Source organism: Peribacillus sp. R9-11 (genome assembly GCF_031345095.1).
In the GTDB taxonomy this organism is placed as follows: Bacteria; Bacillota; Bacilli; order Bacillales; family DSM-1321; genus Peribacillus; species Peribacillus butanolivorans.
The window spans coordinates 213,940-233,016 of record NZ_CP133764.1 but is presented as its reverse complement, the minus strand read 5'-3'; the positions used below and the strand labels follow the sequence as shown (position 1 = coordinate 233,016).

24 protein-coding genes are annotated in these 19,077 nt (G+C 31.2%); all 24 read right to left on the bottom strand.

The genetic code is table 11. The features are described from left to right. Nucleotides 1-155: 155 nt before the first annotated feature. The 24 genes from RE409_RS28895 to RE409_RS28780 all read right to left on the bottom strand — a co-directional run bounded on the left by RE409_RS28895 (nt 156) and on the right by RE409_RS28780 (nt 19,052). A complete protein-coding gene (locus RE409_RS28895; RefSeq protein WP_309559377.1) occupies nt 156-1,265 on the bottom strand; it encodes a hypothetical protein in 1,110 nt (369 codons plus the stop codon). Between the two features lie 467 nt (nt 1,266-1,732). Next, nucleotides 1,733-2,002: a hypothetical protein gene (locus RE409_RS28890; protein ID WP_056530477.1), complete on the bottom strand. Its 270-nt coding sequence runs from the start codon at nt 2,000-2,002 to the stop codon at nt 1,733-1,735. Nucleotides 2,003-2,096: 94 nt separating this feature from the next. After that, on the bottom strand, nt 2,097-2,750 hold the full coding sequence (locus RE409_RS28885; RefSeq protein ID WP_309559376.1) for a hypothetical protein: 654 nt from the start codon (nt 2,748-2,750) through the stop codon (nt 2,097-2,099). A 1,064-nt stretch (nt 2,751-3,814) separates the two neighbouring features. Continuing rightward, a complete protein-coding gene (locus RE409_RS28880; protein WP_309559375.1) occupies nt 3,815-3,970 on the bottom strand; it encodes a hypothetical protein in 156 nt (51 codons plus the stop codon). Between the two features lie 80 nt (nt 3,971-4,050). After that, nucleotides 4,051-4,653 carry a type III toxin-antitoxin system CptIN family toxin gene (gene cptIN, locus RE409_RS28875; RefSeq protein ID WP_309559373.1) on the bottom strand — a complete coding sequence of 201 codons (603 nt, stop codon included), beginning with the start codon at nt 4,651-4,653 and terminating at the stop codon, nt 4,051-4,053. A 209-nt stretch (nt 4,654-4,862) separates the two neighbouring features. After that, the gene (locus RE409_RS28870) at nt 4,863-5,831 is read right to left on the bottom strand and encodes a DUF3991 domain-containing protein (RefSeq protein WP_309559371.1); all 969 of its coding nucleotides are present in this window, start codon (nt 5,829-5,831) and stop codon (nt 4,863-4,865) included. 18 nt (nt 5,832-5,849) lie between these two features. Continuing rightward, a complete protein-coding gene (locus RE409_RS28865) occupies nt 5,850-6,425 on the bottom strand; it encodes a metal-dependent hydrolase (RefSeq protein ID WP_309559369.1) in 576 nt (191 codons plus the stop codon). 249 nt (nt 6,426-6,674) lie between these two features. Then, complete coding sequence (locus RE409_RS28860; RefSeq protein ID WP_309559367.1) at nt 6,675-8,033, bottom strand: IS1182 family transposase; 1,359 nt, start codon at nt 8,031-8,033, stop codon at nt 6,675-6,677. Between the two features lie 326 nt (nt 8,034-8,359). Further along, entirely contained in the window at nt 8,360-8,632 is a 273-nt protein-coding gene (locus RE409_RS28855; protein ID WP_309559365.1) for a TrbC/VirB2 family protein, read from the bottom strand. Nucleotides 8,633-8,670: 38 nt separating this feature from the next. Next, entirely contained in the window at nt 8,671-8,913 is a 243-nt protein-coding gene (locus RE409_RS28850) for a DUF5415 family protein (protein ID WP_309559364.1), read from the bottom strand. A 21-nt stretch (nt 8,914-8,934) separates the two neighbouring features. After that, entirely contained in the window at nt 8,935-9,081 is a 147-nt protein-coding gene (locus tag RE409_RS28845; protein ID WP_309559362.1) for a hypothetical protein, read from the bottom strand. A gap of 16 nt (nt 9,082-9,097) precedes the next feature. Then, on the bottom strand, nt 9,098-9,460 hold the full coding sequence (locus RE409_RS28840; protein WP_309559360.1) for a hypothetical protein: 363 nt from the start codon (nt 9,458-9,460) through the stop codon (nt 9,098-9,100). Nucleotides 9,461-9,473: 13 nt separating this feature from the next. Continuing rightward, nucleotides 9,474-10,217, bottom strand: coding sequence for a hypothetical protein (locus tag RE409_RS28835; protein WP_309559359.1), 744 nt, complete (start codon nt 10,215-10,217; stop codon nt 9,474-9,476). Then, complete coding sequence (locus tag RE409_RS28830) at nt 10,214-11,059, bottom strand: hypothetical protein (RefSeq protein WP_309559357.1); 846 nt, start codon at nt 11,057-11,059, stop codon at nt 10,214-10,216. The genes RE409_RS28835 and RE409_RS28830 overlap by 4 nt, the downstream gene beginning before the upstream one ends. 30 nt (nt 11,060-11,089) lie before the next feature. Continuing rightward, entirely contained in the window at nt 11,090-12,385 is a 1,296-nt protein-coding gene (locus RE409_RS28825; RefSeq protein ID WP_309559356.1) for a CpaF/VirB11 family protein, read from the bottom strand. 27 nt (nt 12,386-12,412) lie between these two features. Beyond that, complete coding sequence (locus RE409_RS28820; RefSeq protein ID WP_309559639.1) at nt 12,413-12,790, bottom strand: hypothetical protein; 378 nt, start codon at nt 12,788-12,790, stop codon at nt 12,413-12,415. A 75-nt stretch (nt 12,791-12,865) separates the two neighbouring features. Continuing rightward, nucleotides 12,866-13,048 (bottom strand): hypothetical protein, encoded by a 183-nt coding sequence (locus RE409_RS28815; RefSeq protein WP_309559354.1) that lies wholly within the window; start codon nt 13,046-13,048, stop codon nt 12,866-12,868. 55 nt (nt 13,049-13,103) lie between these two features. Continuing rightward, nucleotides 13,104-13,283: a hypothetical protein gene (locus RE409_RS28810; RefSeq protein WP_309559352.1), complete on the bottom strand. Its 180-nt coding sequence runs from the start codon at nt 13,281-13,283 to the stop codon at nt 13,104-13,106. 79 nt (nt 13,284-13,362) lie between these two features. Then, nucleotides 13,363-13,719 carry a hypothetical protein gene (locus tag RE409_RS28805; protein WP_309559350.1) on the bottom strand — a complete coding sequence of 119 codons (357 nt, stop codon included), beginning with the start codon at nt 13,717-13,719 and terminating at the stop codon, nt 13,363-13,365. Between the two features lie 90 nt (nt 13,720-13,809). After that, entirely contained in the window at nt 13,810-16,389 is a 2,580-nt protein-coding gene (locus RE409_RS28800; protein ID WP_309559348.1) for an isopeptide-forming domain-containing fimbrial protein, read from the bottom strand. A gap of 146 nt (nt 16,390-16,535) precedes the next feature. Then, nucleotides 16,536-17,084, bottom strand: coding sequence for a hypothetical protein (locus RE409_RS28795; protein WP_309559346.1), 549 nt, complete (start codon nt 17,082-17,084; stop codon nt 16,536-16,538). A gap of 152 nt (nt 17,085-17,236) precedes the next feature. Then, nucleotides 17,237-17,461, bottom strand: a complete 225-nt coding sequence (locus tag RE409_RS28790; RefSeq protein ID WP_309559345.1) for a hypothetical protein — start codon at nt 17,459-17,461, stop codon at nt 17,237-17,239. A gap of 454 nt (nt 17,462-17,915) precedes the next feature. Beyond that, a complete protein-coding gene (locus tag RE409_RS28785) occupies nt 17,916-18,215 on the bottom strand; it encodes a hypothetical protein (protein ID WP_309559344.1) in 300 nt (99 codons plus the stop codon). Between the two features lie 366 nt (nt 18,216-18,581). After that, entirely contained in the window at nt 18,582-19,052 is a 471-nt protein-coding gene (locus tag RE409_RS28780) for a hypothetical protein (RefSeq protein ID WP_309559343.1), read from the bottom strand. Nucleotides 19,053-19,077: the final 25 nt, after the last annotated feature.

Below are 19,077 nucleotides of genomic sequence, written 5' to 3'. Positions count from 1 at the left end.
CCATGAAGGATGTATTTATTCAACTATACTGCCCCGTTAGTTGAAGAAGAAAAATCAAAAGCATTGTTTAACAGAGTCTATTTTAAAGAAGTAACAATCAAAAAAGTTCGTAAAAGTGTACTTTTACGAACTTTTTTTTGGGGAGCGAAAACAGGTTATTCAAATCGTGCGAAATAGTGTTGTTCTACTTCATTAGAAGTACCAGGAACTAAATTAACTTTAATCACTTCGCCTTCCTCCATATCTTCGCATTTTCTTTTTAATTTATTTATGTTTTCAACCATAAGACTGCTATATACAGTTTGTAACTTTTCAAGTGGAACGGTAGCGTCAAATAGTTCAATTCTTGGATCTTCAACAGAAGTTTCCACCCTTAAGCTCTTTCCTTTATTTCCATTCTGATCAAAATTTTCGATGATATTTTTAATACCTTGTTTATCTGACAAATTTAAAGTTTGCTTTTTTACTTTGTGCTTTATAGGTTCTTGAGAAATCACGCTTTCCAATATCTGCACAGATTCGTAATCAGATTCTAAGTTTGTAAAATCTCCGTCATCAAAATTAAAATCATGTGCAATCAAAAAGTTTTTTTGATTTACGAGGTTCTTAAATGTTATAGTGATGTCATTTTTTTTCGATAACATCATAAAGTTTATAAAGTTTTTATTGGCTTCTATACTACCTTGATATTTATCTTTTATTCGAATATTAATTTTAGCATTTGATAACTTCGCATTATCTTTTTCAATATCCATTAAAGGAATCATTAAACTAACTAATAATTTGGAGTATTGTTGTCTGCTGTTATTAATGGTTATAAAATTTTCTTCTTTATTAAAATCACTTACCGACATTTCAAGGTAATCAATAATAGAGAACTCTTGATTTCCAGTAATTGCACTTAACTTAAGTTTTAGAGAGTCTGGTAATGGCTCCGGTTTTATTACCCATTTCGAATCTTTTATGACGTCGTCTAAAAATGGAGTTGGTACTTTTTCTCCCTTTATTAATGAGTACAATGAAACCATATCAATTTCTATTTCTTTTTGTTTAATATAAGCATCATGAATAAGGTCATCAATATTAGTGAAACCTTCCATATTTCCCTTTGGAATTTTAAAACGTCCTCTATAGGACAGGGGAAAGAGCTGTGCATCTTCTCTGGATCGTGGCTCATGTTCTACAAAAGTCTTATCACCAAAATTAACGGCCTTATATGTGTAATGAGGATAATAAGGGTGTTGTATATTTGCTAAATTAGTCATTTGTGATATTAATTTGAATGCTCCTTCGTAGTCTCCTCTACTTCCTAATTTCGCTATTTCATCAAAAATATGAATTAAATATTATAAAATTGGTACAAAGGTTAAACATAAAAATTAGATTAAAATAAAAGAGCCATTAATGGCTCTTTCAGACTGTAGACAAACTCGATGAAAATCGAGTTTGTCTACAGTTTTTTTGAGGGGTTGTAAAAAAGAACAATTACGCTAACTAATTACAACAATATAAAAATTATTAAACAAATTTAAAATATAATATCCATATGACAATAGGGCAAATAATACCTACAACACATCTAAAGAAAACCTTAAGAAAAAAACTAGGTCTTAAATTTTCATCTCTAAAACATAAGCGAATAGAAGTATAGGATCTAAAAAGCAAAACACTCCCCACAATGTAACTGAAATACAAGCAACTATGTATCCTACACTAGTATTCTCTAACATTATTACTTCTTCCTTTTAAAATGTTTTAAGATAAAATTGCCTATTATTATAGCTAAAATCAAACACCAAACATATAATTCTATATTTTTAGGTAAAAATTTTAATACCCATATAGCTGTCATAATAGTTGAGATAGTAAGGAAATTAATTTTTTCTTCTTGTTTAAATTTTTTTAAATTAGTAACCAATACAATATATCCAATTGGTGGTGTTACAATGCAAATAAAATATAGGAATTTTTTTCTTAAATACCAAGGTTTTTTATTTTCCAAAATGAATATCCTTCCAAAACATTATTATCTCTTAATTATAAGCTAAATTGGAAGAACCATCATTAAAGTTTTTGCAATTCCACTTGCTAACCAATCAGGCATACCAGGCACTAATGTTTTGAATACCACGTACAACTAAGTTTTCAACTGTATCTGTAACTCCAATAAAATTATTTAGTACTTTTACAAGAGCAACAGTTGTAATAACCGTTTTATACTTTTTCTTATTTTCTTCTTTAATAGGCAATAAATCAATACCCTTATCAATAGCACTATCTACTTTTGAACCATATTTCTTTAAAGTAGCAGCAAGTGTTTTTGCAGCTATTTTTGCTTTAGAATATGTAACAATGTCAGGTGCGTTATCCCCTACTATCTTTTTAATATCTTTTTGACTCAATACATCTGTAAATAAATGATTAGCTAATTCAATTTCTTCTGGAGTTAAGCCTAATTCTTTTGCTTTGTTAACATCAAATGAATATAAACCCATTTCATTTTTAACGAATGATTGAGCTAAAAGAGCTGAAAGTTTATCTACTTCTGCTTGTTCTTCTGGATCCAAGATTAAAACTTCCACTGCTTCTTCATCTTCGTCTAATACTTCTCCTGAATCTACTTGTTCATTTTCATTAACCGATTTAACTTGGTTTTCAGATGCCTTAGCATTTGAAAATGGTACAAATAATGTAGTAAATAAAACTAAACTACAGAATGCTAATAAAAACCTTTGAGAATACCTTTTCAAAATGTTCAACTCCTAAATTGTGTTTTTTTTACATAAAAGATTATAATTCAAAAAGAAGGAAAAAATTAGATTCTGAATATTTTTATTTTAAAAAATGGTAGGTTATTTAGTTTTTCCCCCACATAGCGTAGATTTATAAAGTAAAAGAACAAATCTATGAACGAAAGCTCTGGCGGTTTTGGCGATACAATGGCTCGAACAAGCCGATTCCTAAATTCCTCTTTTTAGGTACGTCGCCTTGGCGACAGTCCAGCACCGCCAAAATTTTGGAAAGCAAGGGGGAAAGGGTGGAGATTTTTCGGTGCTCTTTCCGAAAAATACTACTCGAACCTTGATTGGAGAAAAGCCCTTTTATAGATATAGAAAGAAAGACTATTTTTTGATACGGTAAACTATTGATATACCGTCACATTCCCCTGACTTTAGCAATGATGTCAGCGAAAATATGAAACCCATTTAAAGGGACAAATAACGCGTGGTTTTTAGAAGCAAAAATACTAGCCTTAAAAGTTTTAGATATGAATGGCATTGGAAATGTTAAATCCTTAAATTGAAGCGATTCATTACTCAATTGATTGGCGAGGTCCTAACCAGGAGAAAGTTGAAGTTATAAACATATCTTTAGGAGTTAAACAAGATGATCCTGAACTCCATACCAATGTCACTAATTCCAGCCATTCCTTAGACAAGTTTTCATAAATAAACATAACATATTCTCCTATAAACTAACCTGCCTTTAAATAAGGTGTTTTTATCTTAGCCTTATATATTCTATCGAGGTCTATTTTTAAATATATATTTACTTTATTACTTTTATACTTGTTACACAGACTGTTAAAAACATTTTATAGGTATTCCACAATATGATCCGGCCGAAATGATAAATTTAGATTTAATCTAAGTGATATAGGTCCTTTATTAAGTAGATGTTCTTTTAATAGAATTGAAGATTCGGAAAAATAGCATTTTTCATAAACAAGAACTGACCAGGCATGGCCTTTGACATAGTCCTTCTCTGCTTTAACATGATTGATGACTAAAAATAATAAAACTCCCAAACCTAGCTATGAGAAACCAAGCTTTTCTGACCAAAAACATGAGCAATCATCTCTAGATAAACCATCTTTTACCTTTAACGACCCAGGTTCACCATCAAAGCCAAGACCTAAGCAATAAATATTGTTAATTATTCTCTTCTTCTTGTTTTCTACGATAGTCATCTAACGTTCAGATTTTTGCACCTAAAAATGAATATCACCCTTCCTCTATGGAAGGGTGATATAGATATAAACAATATATTTTATCTTTCTTTATTCATTTGTCTTCTTAAAAATTCTTTTCGTCTCATTTCCTTGTTTCTCCCTGTATTTTCTCTTTCGTTATCTATATTTTCTTTAACATCTTCATTTGTTAGCCCTTTTTCAATTATTTGATCTTTATTTAACTTATCCAAGAGTTGAGTTTCTATATCCTTAACATTAGGTTGTGTTGGCATATACTTTATACCACGATCTATTAGATTTTTAATTCTTGAAGCCTTATTTTCGATAGTTTTTATTTCCTTTTCATTTACTAATCTATAGGGATTTCTATTTACAGTGTATTCTTTTTGTATATAATCTTTTGTAACCAAAGCTTGTTTTCTAGAATCTACATCACATATATGAGCAATATCACAAGGTCTTCCCTGTGATTCTCTATTGTTAATTATTCTTTCAAACCTCTCTATCCTGGAAGAACGGGGAATGAACCATAAAATTTTTTTATTATCATCTTCAAATACAAAATAATTAGGACGAGACTCCCCTTTATTATTTTGTAAATTAGGATCTGGAAAATCTTCAAAGTATTCATCTTTTATTATGTATATATAATGTTTGTATAGATTAATATTTTTCACCATATTTCCTAGAATAAAAAAGAAGCTAGAGAATTAATAAATTCTCTAGCTTCTTCTATAACTCAAAATACTCTACAGGCCCCTATTTTAATGAATCGCAGAAGGGGTTTGCGATTCATTTTTATTAGTCGCTTAAGGAATAGCGACAAACTTACGTATTTAATATACCTAATATTATACAATACAATTCAATTCAAAAAAGGTCAACAAAATTACCGTTCTAATTGCTTATGTTGAAGCGTTCGCTTTTTTGCTTCTTCTCGATTCTTTACTGTTAATTTTAATTGTTCGTTCCAATCCTTGCCTTTTGTCGGCAATTCTTGTTGCATCGAATACGAGGTATCATCCTTTCTTTTAACTTCCAACATACTTAACTTTTCGACAAAGGCTTTTCCACCCTTGTCATTATCAACACAAAGTGAAACACTCTCTGGTGTATCCTTTAATTGTTCTTTTGCTTTTAAAACATAATTATAAACAGTATTATGCTTCAAACCTTCCATGCTGATTAACCATGTATCTTTTAGTTCTTTTTTATTTAAGGTAGCATGACTAAGTAGATCAATAGATGATTCATAAAATTTTAAGTGTTTTGGTTCTCCATATTTCACATTGAACCCATAATTGGCTGTTGAATTTTTTTGAACAGACTTCCAGGTTCCTCTTTTGAATTTTCCCGAATTAATGGTCCCTTGTTCGCTGCAACCCATTATATTTTCGTAATCTTTCCAAAGAAAAAGTACGTTATTATATTTGTCTTGTTTTATTACCCCTTTTTCATGTAGGCCATCTACTATTTCAGCATCAATTTTCCTTTCGTTTATTAAGTAATCTCTAGCTTTTTCAAATTTATCAACTTCTTTTTCAGGCGAATATTCATAAGGAACAACTACAAAATTTACTGTTTTATTGTTTTGATAATCGTAATTTTCATCAAGCAGCTTATTCATAGCTCCCATAAAATTAGTATCTTCAACTTCTTGAACAAAATTGATGACATTTCCACCTTTGCCCTTACTATTCCAATAAAAAACATTCTTTCTTCTGTCTATAACACAGCTATCATGCTCTACTAATCGGTAATATCTTTCATTATCACTTTGTACATCAATGTTATTTTGATCACAAAAATCAATAATATCTATCGCTACAGCTTTTTTTATATCTTCTTTTGTAAACATAAAATCCCCTCCTATTTCTCACCGACCTATAAACGATTTAGTTTGATTTATTAAATTTTCTAAATTTCCGGTTAGATTGATCCCTGTAAATGAAGCGATATTAAAATCTAATGTTTTTATTTGTAGTATCAAAATTAATATGCTTCCGAGAAAGATAAAATTTTCAACAATACTTCCAGTTCGATACCAAACAACACCCATCCCTGACTGAAAGCTGTGTTCTGATAATGGAATTAACCATTTAACCCCCGACTTACTGAAACTGTCCTCAACAATGTGTAATATATATCCCAGAATGAAATAAAGGCCTATTATGGCCTTAAAATCGGTTAATCCTATCATTAAGGCTACTGTTAAAAAAACGACAAAGATTCCTGCCAAAGAATGCGTTATACCCCTATGCCCAAAAACTTTGTTTAATACATCTGAAATTCCTCTTGTTCTGCATCCTATCCAAGAATGAGGTTCATCAATATCTGGAAATACAGCTCCAAGGCCCACTGCTAAAACACTTCCTATGGTCAATGTATTTGTAGCTGCCATTATTGGTAATGCCACCACTAATGAGGTTGTAAAGTGTGTTCTATACTGCATTCAGTTCTCTCCCTTTGAATAGAAAAAAGCTACAAATATATATTTAGTAGCCTCTTCCTCTCTATGGTTCATATACAATTCTCCTTTGAACTTAAAAAAAAGTTCTCTCAGAAAATAAAAAAACGTTCAGAATGAACGTTTCAGTTTGTAGACAAAAGGGGTTCGGAATGTTTTAATTCCGGACCCCTTTTGAAATTCTCTTTGAATTTTGCTCAAGATTAAGAGATTGGGCCTCTACGAGCCCACTTATTAAGCCATTCTTGGACCTTTCCATGTCCAATTGGCTATCTTCTTTAAATTCATGGCAGCGAAAGTAAGCATCGCCTGCATCGACAATTTTTTAAGTCCCCTTAAAGTAGTCCAACGCATACCATGCTTTTCTTTTGCATCTGCGAATACACGCTCTATTGTTTCTTTACGTTTCGCATATATAGGTTTTACATCCTTGTGATGACGCAGATGATCTGCTTCTTCCATATAATTTTGCCAGATATGGCGTGTCACCACTTTTTGATGGTCTTTGCTTACTGTACACTGTGATAAAAATGAGCATGTCGCACAAGTGTGTTTGGGTGATTTGTACTCGCGATAGCCCTCTTTATTTGTTGTTGAGTACTTTAAAATCTCGCCCGATGGGCAGAGATAACAATCAAAATGTTCATCGTAAACATAGTCATGCTTGCGAAAGAACCCTTCTTTTGTTCGTGGACGTGTATAGGGTAAAGCTGGTGTGATTTCTTTCCCAAAAAGGTAGCTTGTAATGGCTGGTGTTTTGTAAGCTGCATCTGCGGCAACAGCTTCAGGTTTTCCAACTTTCTCAATCACTTGTTCAACAAGAGGCTCTAAGATATGACTATCATGCGTATTTCCCGGTGTTACAATCGTCCCCAGCACAAAACCGTTGCGGTCCGCAGCCGCATGAAATGAATAGGCAAACTGTTTTGTTCGTTCATCTTTTACATAGTAGCCACTCTCAGGGTCAGTTGTACTTTCTTTATTTTCTTTGGTTTCTTCTTTATCAAATTTATCCGGTGGAAAAGGCTTCTTTCCATTGTTTTCACGATCTTGATTTATTTCTTCTTGAAGGCGTCCTTGATATGCTCGTGTTTCCTTACGAACGATTTTCTTTTCGAATTTTCGCTTATTCGCACTGGCTTTCACATGTGTTGAATCAACGAATACGTGCTCTGCACTTATTAACTTTCTTTCTGAAGCTGTCATTAAGATACGATAAAAAATCTGTTCAAACAGGTCTGTATCTTTAAAGCGACGCTCATAATTTTTCCCGAACGTTGAGAAGTGAGGTACTTTATCATGGAAACCGTAACCTAAAAACCAACGGTAAGCCATATTCGTTTCAACTTCTTCAATTGTTTTACGCATCGAACGAATACCGAAGGTATATTGAATGAATGTCAATTTAACTAAAATAACTGGATCAATACTTGGGCGCCCTATCCCTGAATACATATCTTTCACCAAGTCATAAATGAAAGTGAAGTCAATGGTCGTCTCAATTTTACGAACCAAATGGTTCGCTGGCACCAGTTGATCCAAAGTAATCATTTCAAGTTGATCTCGCTGAATAGAATTATGTTTCGAAAGCATCGTCATCACCTCAAGTTTTAATACTCCTATTTTAAAACAAAAAAGACTGTAGGCAAAAGCGGTTGTATCTAATTGTTAAAACAAAGTTGATTGGAACGGAAGGTGCGAGACTCCTGCGGGAAAAGCGCGTCCAAGGGAGACCCCACAGGCGCAAAGGCGCCGAGGAGGCTCCCGGACCGCCCGCGGAAAGCGAGTGCCTGGAGTGGAAATCAACGTTCGAATTTTTAAAACCCTTAAAAAAACTGTAGACAAACTCGATTTTCATCGAGTTTGTCTACAGTCTGAAAGGAGATACATAGTATCTCCTTTTTAACTGATTCTATTTCTTAGAATCCTGAAACATCTTGGATTGTGCTACCTAATGTTGCAGCCCCAAATATTAGAACCGCACCAATAACAATATAGACGAGCCATTTCTTAGCTGTACGACTTGGTCCTTCACCAAAAATAAACATAAAACCTGTGATCACGATACAACAAATAATTACTACTAATGCTATACCTTGAAGCTTTCCTGTAAATGTTTTAACCGAAGATGAAACATTAGAGAAAAAATCATTATATGATAATTGAACAGCTACACGTTGAAGTAAATTCATTTTATTACCCTACTCTCTACAAATATTAAATATATAAATTAGTTTTGTGCTCCATATTTATTATTAGTACTTGACGGAACTGAACTAATTTTATCCAAAACTAATTTCATTGCTTCTTCATCAATTGTTCTTTCAGTCCATTCTTTATCTTCATCTGACATCACAGCCAATTTCCTTTTATTAATAATGTCCTTTTTCCACTCGTTAAAATCAATGTCTTCCTGTTTTAATATTTCCCTTGCTGCTTTTTGAAATGAACTTTCTTTTTTTCTTCCAGCCATTTTCCAAATCCTCACTTTACATTAATATTTTTTTAATCTATAAGAAAAAAAATTATCATATAGTGTATTAATTTCATCAATGTTTTCTATTATTGATGAAATTATAATTCCAACTACTATTACTGCCCCAATAAACATGATAAGTCTAAAAACATTACTTTCTAGCAATCTTCCCCCCTCCTACCTAACGAACCTGGGAAACTCCAGTTCCATTAAACTCCAATTCTACATCTGGTATGGGTAGAATTTTTATATCAAAAGTGCCTTTAACTACATAATCTACTGGTTCGCCATATGCTACTTTTGTATTTAAACGATTGCTAGTAACAGTAAAAGTCCCATTATAATAATCATTTGAAGTCTGATTTATATTTGAAATAGCTGTATTAGTTAACCCTCCTTGCCTTTCAATTTGATAATTTACTTGTTGTTTAAAGGAATTTATATTGCTTAACTCTATAAAAAACATGGATAGAGAAATTAACATCATTATTACCAATAATGCAATAAACCACTTAACAAACTCCATTATTGATAGTTCCTGCATGATTCTCTCCTTTCTAAAACTGCATATTTGAAAGGTTAGCTATTAATACAGCAATAGCAAATCCTAGGACAATCACAAATGAGGACATTACAATTTTTGTAGGGAAAAATACAAATCGTCTTAGTTTGAAATTAATGATTTCATCAATGCTAGAAATTAGTTCTTCACTAGCAATTTTCCCTAATTCATCAATAACTGAGGTGTCAAAGGTGCTTTGTTGAAAATCAAATATAGTACTCATAAATAATACAGACATATCTGTTCCACTTGATCTGTTCGCAAAATCTATGAAAGGTTGAATATCACTAGGTTTACTACTCATTTCACTCATTAATTTATATAAGGAATTTCTATCTTGCTCATCTTCTAGACGTTGTAGAATTTTATTAAAAATAGAATATAAAGAAACCTGTCCTTTACTCTGCTTTAAATAAGGTATTAATAATCTTGTGAATTTAGAAAATTGTAAATGTCTTTGGAATTTCCAGGTTGAATATTTGGAGCTAATTTTATTATGTTTCATCTTAAAGAACAAAACAGAACCAATCAAAGAACCCAGATAAAACCATTTTGAAAGGATTAACCCACAAATCATGAAAACAACTAATACCAACAAAGATTGCAGTAGCCTTTTTTTCTGAAATTGATCTACACTTTTTAGTGTATTTCCCATTTCTTGAAGCATTGGATACAAGTCTTTTTCAGCAATTAGACGGTAAAACTTCTTACTTTTTTTTGTCTTACTTGATATTTTCACATTTTTACCTCCAATACCGAATCATCAAAGAGATAATTGGAAAAATTCCTGAAGAACTGTAGCATTAATGCCGTATAAATACCGCATGATACCCATCCAGTGGGATGATGTGCAAAATCATTAACATAAGTATCAAAACCAAAAGAAAAAGAAACAGCTAAAATAAATACGACAACCACTCCACAAAGCATTTTCATATCCTTTAAATGCCCTTTCTTTTTGACTTCGTATTCTGTCTGTTTCTTCTTCATATCATTATGGTAAGACTTAATATCTTTTAACGTATCTATATTGGCTCTACCCTCCAACATGGCAGTTTCAAGTTGTTCTATATATTGATTAAATATGACATCATCTTTATACTTTTCAGATAAACTTTTAAAAGCATTCTTAATTTGGTTATTATCTGATCCCATTAATCGCGCTTGTAGCCTGGTTATATCTTCTTGAAATTCTCCATCTGTTCTCGAATTTGCAATTGCTAATGCTCTAGTGACAGTTTTACCTTCATCTGTAAGAATTTGAGTCATATTATTAACAAACTTGTTTCTCTGTGCGAATGACTGAGCTTTATAAACTTTTTCAATACTTTTTGGTAAAAACACTTTAATGCCATATATAGCACCAAAAACACTCATAATTAGTGATAACCACCAATAATAAAGCAATATAAATGAAAATCCTATAAATATTAGAGCAGGCATTCCTACATAATAAACATAATCTTTTGTTTTTAGAGGTTTTCCATAGGCGACTTTATAAGCATTTAATTCATCTACGTTTAAAACGCTTTTCTTTTGAGTTTTTAAACGCTTTATCTTTTTATTTGAGACTACTTTCAAGTATCATCCCCCCTCTCTAATAAAGTGTAATTAAATAAATTTAATTACTTTTCGTTCTTCATATGGCTTTGTTTCAGCTTTGGCATATCGAGTATGTTTATGTTCTTCAGGAATATCTATTTCAATATTTGCTTCTGCTAAACGATCTTTTAGGCTTTCAGATATTTTTCCTGTCTCACAAGAAAAATTCCCATCTAAAAATCTTTGTTTGAAAATGGTTTCATCTTTATTTTCATTAAATTCCACAACTTCAGACAAATATCTAATAATTTCCCCCTTATAATCTACACGATTAATATGGACACCAAAATCAAAATACCGTCTTATATCTTGTTCAAGATCTTTTTCTGATACGGAATATCCCATTTTGGCCATATTCACGAATCTTCTAGGAATTGCTTTAGCATTTACAGCATGTAATGTAGTAATGATATGGTGGCCAGATAAAACAGCTTGAATCATCTCGTAGGCTTCCATAGACCTTGTTTCTGAAACTAGCATCCATCTAGGGTTATTCCGTAAAGCAGCTTTAACGAGATCCGTTATAGTAACGTCTGAACTAGTGACCCAAGAAAGTATATCTTTATCAGGAAACATTTCTTTTAAGAATGTTTCTGCTGTATCTTCTATTAAAACTATCTTATGTTTGAAAGGAATAAAGGAAGCTAATAATTTTTGAAATTCAGTTTTCCCTGTTCCTGTCTCACCACTAATCGCGATATTTGTTCTTAATTGAACAAATTTTTCAAAGAAACTATACATATAATCTGGTGCAAAATCTGTGAAATTCTCTTTTCTAAGTGCCAATTTAGGGCGGACAACACGCAAACTCATTGTCGTGCCTTCCGTACTATTTTTCTTATGAACAGCATTAATACGGATATTGCCAAACTTACCATCTAAAATAGAATTTTTAGGGGTAAAATCTTTCCCGTTTGCATTAGCAAATTTTTGTATAATCCTAACGATATATTCTTCTGTAATTTTCGTGCTTCCTGTGTACTTTTTCTTTTTATCATTACCTTCAATAATTAAATCGGAACCGTTATATCCAATATCAGTAACCGTTTCGTCTCTAATAATTTCTTCTATGATTCCTGTACCCACTGTTTCTTGAACAATATAATCTGCTAATTCTTTATTTCCTTTAACAATATGTGAATGTTCCTTAATTACTACATATTTAAGGTCTTCTCTTGCTTCACTATCCAATAGCCCTCTTACAATTAATTCCGCGTGTGATTGTATTAAGGTTTCTTGTATATTCTTTAATAATTGGGGCTTGATTATAGGTGAGATTGAATCGCCCAACCTTCTTATCTCCATCAAATTCCCTCCTACATTTCACTCTGATTAAGCTATACTGACCTTTGCTGTGGCCTGATAAGTAACACCATTATCTTTTATTAATACTCTAATCGCCTTTGTTGCTCCGTTTTCATTGTCTAGATATTCAAATTCAAAAGTAACTTCATTACTTAGCTTCACATTTTTATTTGAAGTGATTTTCTGCTTGAAATCTTTCTCGAATTTTTCTTTTTCAATAAAAAGTTCTCCTTCTCTTAATCTACTACTATTATCCGCATTATTAATGGCACTGGTCCTAACTGTTTCCGTTAGTCCTAATACGACAGAATCTTGTTTATAAGTTTTTTGATAGTAAATACCTGTAATGATCACTAGAAAGATTCCTAAAAACATTAACCCTATAATATAAGGGAAGTCTCTCAGCATTAAAGTACTCCTTTCATCTAATTCAAGAAAAAAGGAATGCAAGTTACTACTAATGCATTCCTTAAATAATCACTATCCCAAAAAACTGAAAATGCCCAAGATTGAGCCTAAATTACTTGGAATCATAGATTTAAAGAAGGTTATTACAATATTAAACACTTCAGGAAATGCCACTTTTGCTAATCCAATTAATAAAGCTCCGACAATTACAGCACCTATCATCCACCAGGATCTATCCGTATTTTGATCTAACACTATATATCATTCCTTCCTATCGATATTTTTTAAAAAAATCAATAATTTGCTTTAACTAAAATACCCAATATGACCCGACAATAGAGCCTAGACCGTTTGGAATCATGGATTTAAAGAAGGCTATTACAATATTAAACACTTCAGGGAATGCTACTTTTGCTAACCCAATTAATAAAGAACCAACAATTACAGCACCTATCATCCACCAGGATCTATCTGTATTTTGATCTAACATTAATCATCTTCCTTTCAATTATTCAAAATAAAAAAGAATACAATAAAATATTGTATTCCTTTAAAGTAAAACTATTTTCTTACACGTTTAATGCAATTTTGGTTACTACTGTTTTATTAGCTGCAACCGTACTGCTAGAATGAGCATAATTTACAATTCCTAATGCTGACCCAGCAAGAATATTGATAATTCCTTGAATCTTTTCTTTTAGGGTAGTTGCTATAAAATCAAAACTTAAGTTGTCAAAATTAAACTTAGGTAACTCAAAGCTTAATTTCCCCTCTCCTATTAATGACTCAAAGCTGGAAATAAAATTATACTCTAACAAATGGCCCATACCTTTGATAATTAAAGAAGCGCAAACTAGATAAACTGCAAGCATTATAAGTGAACGCTTTGCAGAATCATAAGACAGCACAACCATATCATTAGCCACCTTTCTGTTAGTTTAGTTAAGATTCTTTAGGGAATACCTAACCGACAATAAACAAGATAAATATAGATCCTCACTTTCCTTCTCCTGAATTTATTTTTTAAACCATTCTAGATCATTTTTTGTCCATCCATTTGGTAAGCCCTCAGGAAATGGATCTTTTGGATCTACTGGTTCAATCAAAATTTCATCATCTTCCAATGTCTCAGAACCAATCGTTCCAAACATATAAGCATATAAATTTAATTTGTCATTTACTTGGAATGTTACTTTATTTACCCCAATCGGTTCTATTGATTGTAGGGAAACATTATAGTTACCTAAATCTGACCAAATAGGTGTATAAAGCTTTCTCATTCCATCTTTTAATTTATACGTTATATGTGAATCCTTGGCTGCCACTTGGTTATCAGAAAATAAATATCCTGTTTTTTGTTCTACATTAACATGAGGTAGTTCAAAGATATAATTAGTACTTTTCTTATCTGTACTAATTGTTTTATTAGTTTGTTCTAATGGAACAATATTATAATTATCCTGCTGCTGATATGATAAATAAGAATCTATTAATCTTTTATCAACTAAAGATTCTACTTTAATATTAAAGATTGCCGCCAAATCATTTTCATAAGTTACTTCAGTTTTCAGCTCGAATCCATAACCAGTCTTTTGTTTAGATAGCTTTTCCAAAGGAATAGTTAGTGTCTCATAATGAACTTCCATATCTTCTTTTATTTCTCTCTCGGTCATTACAACGCCTTTATAAAAAATTTTACTGTTATTCGCTGCATCAACCTTAAATGATTTCTCAGAAGAAGTATAACCATCTGTATTAATATCTGGATTACTAGAAACAATGTCTTTATTATCTACCTCTGAAATTTTCACTACATAGTTTTTATGAGTATCCTTCACTAAATTATTTTTAGGAATGATCCAATCATCAATACTAGTCGGAACATCTTTTAAGGGATATTCCTTTGAAATTAGTGCATTATTTGAATTTTGTTCGTATAATGCTATTTTTAATTTCTTGTTAGCTAATTCTGAAATGCTTGTTCCATAAGGGAATACCCTAGTTAAATTGACTTTAACTGGTAACCCTTCATTTGCATCCCCTGTGTAAATTTGAAAATGCTTCATATTAACATCTATTAATGGTAATAGGTAATAGAATTTTAATTCTACATTTTCTCCATCAATTGTTCCCTTTTTAGTTTCTTTAGGGACTGCTGTATAACCATAATCACCTTTTTTAAAATTTTCTTTAGTCGAATAAGCATAACTATCTCCATCGAATAAATTTCCTGAAATATGTTCTAAAGTGGATTGATCAATTTTATCCAAATGCCAAACATCAATTTTCCTCTGATTTAGATTAGCTGTTACTTGATTGGATTTTTTGGATTTGCTGTTTGTTGTTATGGTAAAGACGTTATTAAAAGAAACCCTCCCATTCTTAACAGCGTTTGCTAAATCTGAAGAATTTTTCACTTTTACAGTAACGACTACCTTGTAGGTATTATTGTAAAAGGAACTACTCTTAATATTGGATGGTTTAGCAACCAAGTTAATTGAATTACCATTAGTTTTATTGTCAAAATAACTAGTGACATCCTTATCTTCTTCATTTACTACTTTTATAGATTGAATGGCCAAGCGATTATCAATGGTATCTGTTATTGAATAGTTATCATAATAAAATTCTGACCATTCATCTGGAACTGAATGATATAAATTAAAGTTGAACGTTTTATTTGATGAAATATTCATGGTTTCCGATTCAGTACCATTAGATTCTATTTTTTTTGAAGGATCAAGCATTTCTGATCTAGCTGGTTTTTTAGCTATATATCCAAAATACTCCCCATCTGGTACATAAGCATCATATACTTTATTTACATTAATTGATGTTTTATCAAAATCTCTTTCCCACTTAAATCTAATTGTATCTAATTCATCATATAAAACAGTAACCATTGCGTGTAAATCATTAGATTCCGATAGGATACCATTTCCCTCGAAAATTGATAGTTCACCATTTGTATTAGAATAGGACAAAAAACCTTTAGTCGAAGAATCAACAAGTATACTGCCAACAGCACGAGTAGTTAAATTATCAAACCTAATACCTTGCCTTGAATCTAAGTCGTTTATAGTCATATAACCATTTATCTTAACTTTTTTGTTAGTACCACTCTCGTAAAACTCCCATTTTTGGTCAACATAATAATACCCCTGATTATTTTCACCGATATTATTTAACTGAAAAGATATTTTCCCACTATTGTTATTGATATATCTTTTCCAATCTAAAACTGTTATTTTCAAGTCAATTTCTTTATCACCATAACGACCAATATTACTATAGATCACCCCAAATTTCCCTTTAAGGGAAGTATCACTTTCAGGGTTAAAAGATAAATAAGGTGTTCCAGAAGAAGACTTTGTATTTTTACCTGTTAGACCAAATGGAGTAATTGTTGTTTTATTCTTGTTAAATTGTGCAATGAATTTATATTTAGAGGGAACAGTTGTATTTTCATCTACAACAACAACCTTATCGCCTTTTGTAATGTCCATTGCATAAGTACCGGATTCAAAGCTAAGAAGTAGTACGACCAACAATATTGAAGCAATTAAAAGTTTAGGACTTAGCAACTTTTGAGTCATACACACAATTCCTTTCTAAATTAAATTTGAAAGAAATTATGATTGTTGGACTTCTTATTAGCATTGGCATCACCACCTTAAATGATAAATCATGCTTTTTAATTTACTTTTAATAGGCTCATCTTTTTTTAAAGTTCAATCTTTCGTCAAAGCAACACTTTCCAGTTTTCTTCACTTAGAATTTCATTAAAATGTTTTTGTTCATTAATGGATAATATAAAGTCACGATTTAACATACTTTCAAAAGTTGATAAATTACCATAAGAAACAAATGCAGTAATTGCTCGTCCACTTTCAGGATTAAGGTTAAATTCTGAACAGATTAGAGCATAAAATGAAACACCCTCTTTTTTGTCAGTAGAATCCAATATTTCTATATCAACTAGACCAAAATCATGAAAAAAACGGTCCTCTAAATAAGTTGTAAAAAGAGCTTTTTGGTAGTTTTTAATAATGTGTTCTTTAATATTATCCTGAAAATCAGGGTTAATTTTAATTACACCTGAAACAACTTTTAATGGGGCTTCTTCATTATAATTAAACTTGTCCTTATCAATTTTTAATGATGCTTTTTGAATATCATTACTTTTACGTAAATTCTCCATTAGTTCATATTCAAAGGCATCAATTAGCACCATTCGATTTTCTGCTATATTCATTAAGGCATATTGCATTTCTTGTTCACGATCACACATTATTCCTATCCCCTTTTTATTAGAATTTTTTTGTTCTAACCAACTTTATTATCGTTCTACACTTCTCACTTTTCTCTCACACTGAACAGTTTGAACAAAAGAAAAGAGCGTTGGAAAACAAAAAAAGAGCAGCCAATAATTATTGGCTGCTCTTAGTGACTAATATTATCCTCTTTATATTCCATTGGTTCAGTTATCATTTCAATATTTCTTGCGTTTATATAAATCCCTGCACTGTTGTTATTGTTATAAATTAGAGTATCAAATTTCCCATTACAATTTTGAATATCCTTTATAAACTTATTTGCTTTTTCTTCATCAGGAAATACTACATTATTAGTCTTTCCCGACACAAAATGGATTGTACAGTACCACATATTTAATCTCACCTTTTAAACTAAAATTACATATAGTGCGCCTATTTAAAACGTATACCTCTTTAATATACAAATAAATAATATGTCTTTATTTATGCAACATTCAGGCATTGAGTTGCCACCTTATTAAGAAATTTGCTCCCCAGAAATGGATCGTGGCAAATTCACCCTTTGCTTCGTCAATTATCAAGTAGTTGGCTTTCTACTCTATGGTCATGGCAAAGTAACTTAAATGATACTGATTTCTGGATTATCAGCAACCCATAACTTATGTTATGAAAACTAAAGACACCTTCTAGTATCTTTTATATCTTATACTCCTGGTTACCATCCAGGTAACACTTGCGAAGGGTACAAGTGCAGTACGTCAACTATATTCAGTTTTCAAAGATCAGCTGCAAACAATTAATGGATATTTAAGTATTATTTGCATATTAAAAACTTATACAATTATTTAATAAATAGGCATTCTTAATTTTTTCTTGTTCTTTTGTGGCCATAATGCAGCACCAATTTTTTTTCTTTTAGCTAGGATATAGCCTTCACTATCAGTACAATTTCTTATCAAATGAAAAATATCAGAAATAGAAACTGCTTTATTAGTATTAGAATTAATAAAGTTGCCACGAAAGTCAGTTTTAATGTAAATCTCACCGCCAAGTGTAAACACCTGCCAACATTTCTCTTTCACATCATATTCTGTCCATCCTGCATAAGTTTTGTCTGAAATTTTTTCTAAAATTGCTTGGGTCATTTGTTTTCCTCCTTTCAAATTTTTATAAAAAAAGAAAAGGCAGCAGCCTGATTAAGGACTACTACCTTTCTCTAATTGAAAAGGAACTGCCAGAAGATCGATTAGGAAACTTTGTTTCTTTCCCTCAAAAAAATATAAATGTGATTATTTATATTCTTTTTAAAATACGACTTCTTTAATAATAATGGCGGTTGCTTTGCAACTAAAGAAAGAATAATAGTAGCAGTAACAAGGTTAATTGTTATTGTTACAAACCTATGTAAAACACAAATTATTCATAGGTTTACTCTTTTTTTAAATTATCACACACTATTATTGAACAGTCAATGAAATATTTTCTATTTAATCTAATTTAAATAGGTACTATTACCTAACGAAATTGAAGTTCGATAATTTCTTAATTAAATCATCTTTTTCATCTGTTTTTTTTAGTTTTTCTTCCATTTCTTGAACGATCTCATCGGAAATGGATTTAAAATATAAATCATTACCATCTTGTATCATAATGAATTGTCGTCCTTCTCTTTTGGCAAAACGACTATCAATATCCCCCATTACTTCCGTTACTGTTAATTCAATTATCGGATATTCATCTATAGTATCGCCAGTTTTATCAACTGAAACTACGGAATAATTAGTATCATCTTCACTTTGACTTTTAATTGTCCAAGAGTCATTTGAATTAACTTCTATCAATTCAAATGTTGCATTCTTTCCAATATACGTCGCGCCTTTCTCTAATCCATTTGAAGACTCCGAATCAGATTTACATGCAGATAAGCTAAAAAATACAGCAAATAAGAAAGTAATCTTTAAGACTTTATTCCTAGTAAACAACAAAAAAACCTCCTTTATATTTTGA

Excerpts from the sequence above, each read along its gene's own strand:
- RE409_RS28895 (WP_309559377.1), bottom strand. The coding sequence starts at position 1,265 with ATGACTAATTTAGCAAATATACAACACCCTTATTATCCTCATTACACA.
- RE409_RS28880 (WP_309559375.1), bottom strand. The coding sequence starts at position 3,970 with ATGACTATCGTAGAAAACAAGAAGAAGAGAATAATTAACAATATTTAT.
- cptIN (WP_309559373.1), bottom strand. The coding sequence starts at position 4,653 with ATGGTGAAAAATATTAATCTATACAAACATTATATATACATAATAAAA.
- RE409_RS28870 (WP_309559371.1), bottom strand. The coding sequence starts at position 5,831 with ATGTTTACAAAAGAAGATATAAAAAAAGCTGTAGCGATAGATATTATT.
- RE409_RS28865 (WP_309559369.1), bottom strand. The coding sequence starts at position 6,425 with ATGCAGTATAGAACACACTTTACAACCTCATTAGTGGTGGCATTACCA.
- RE409_RS28860 (WP_309559367.1), bottom strand. The coding sequence starts at position 8,033 with ATGCTTTCGAAACATAATTCTATTCAGCGAGATCAACTTGAAATGATT.
- RE409_RS28855 (WP_309559365.1), bottom strand. The coding sequence starts at position 8,632 with ATGAATTTACTTCAACGTGTAGCTGTTCAATTATCATATAATGATTTT.
- RE409_RS28850 (WP_309559364.1), bottom strand. The coding sequence starts at position 8,913 with ATGGCTGGAAGAAAAAAAGAAAGTTCATTTCAAAAAGCAGCAAGGGAA.
- RE409_RS28840 (WP_309559360.1), bottom strand. The coding sequence starts at position 9,460 with ATGCAGGAACTATCAATAATGGAGTTTGTTAAGTGGTTTATTGCATTA.
- RE409_RS28825 (WP_309559356.1), bottom strand. The coding sequence starts at position 12,385 with ATGGAGATAAGAAGGTTGGGCGATTCAATCTCACCTATAATCAAGCCC.
- RE409_RS28810 (WP_309559352.1), bottom strand. The coding sequence starts at position 13,283 with ATGTTAGATCAAAATACAGATAGATCCTGGTGGATGATAGGTGCTGTA.
- RE409_RS28800 (WP_309559348.1), bottom strand. The coding sequence starts at position 16,389 with ATGACTCAAAAGTTGCTAAGTCCTAAACTTTTAATTGCTTCAATATTG.
- RE409_RS28795 (WP_309559346.1), bottom strand. The coding sequence starts at position 17,084 with ATGTGTGATCGTGAACAAGAAATGCAATATGCCTTAATGAATATAGCA.
- RE409_RS28790 (WP_309559345.1), bottom strand. The coding sequence starts at position 17,461 with ATGTGGTACTGTACAATCCATTTTGTGTCGGGAAAGACTAATAATGTA.
- RE409_RS28785 (WP_309559344.1), bottom strand. The coding sequence starts at position 18,215 with ATGACCCAAGCAATTTTAGAAAAAATTTCAGACAAAACTTATGCAGGA.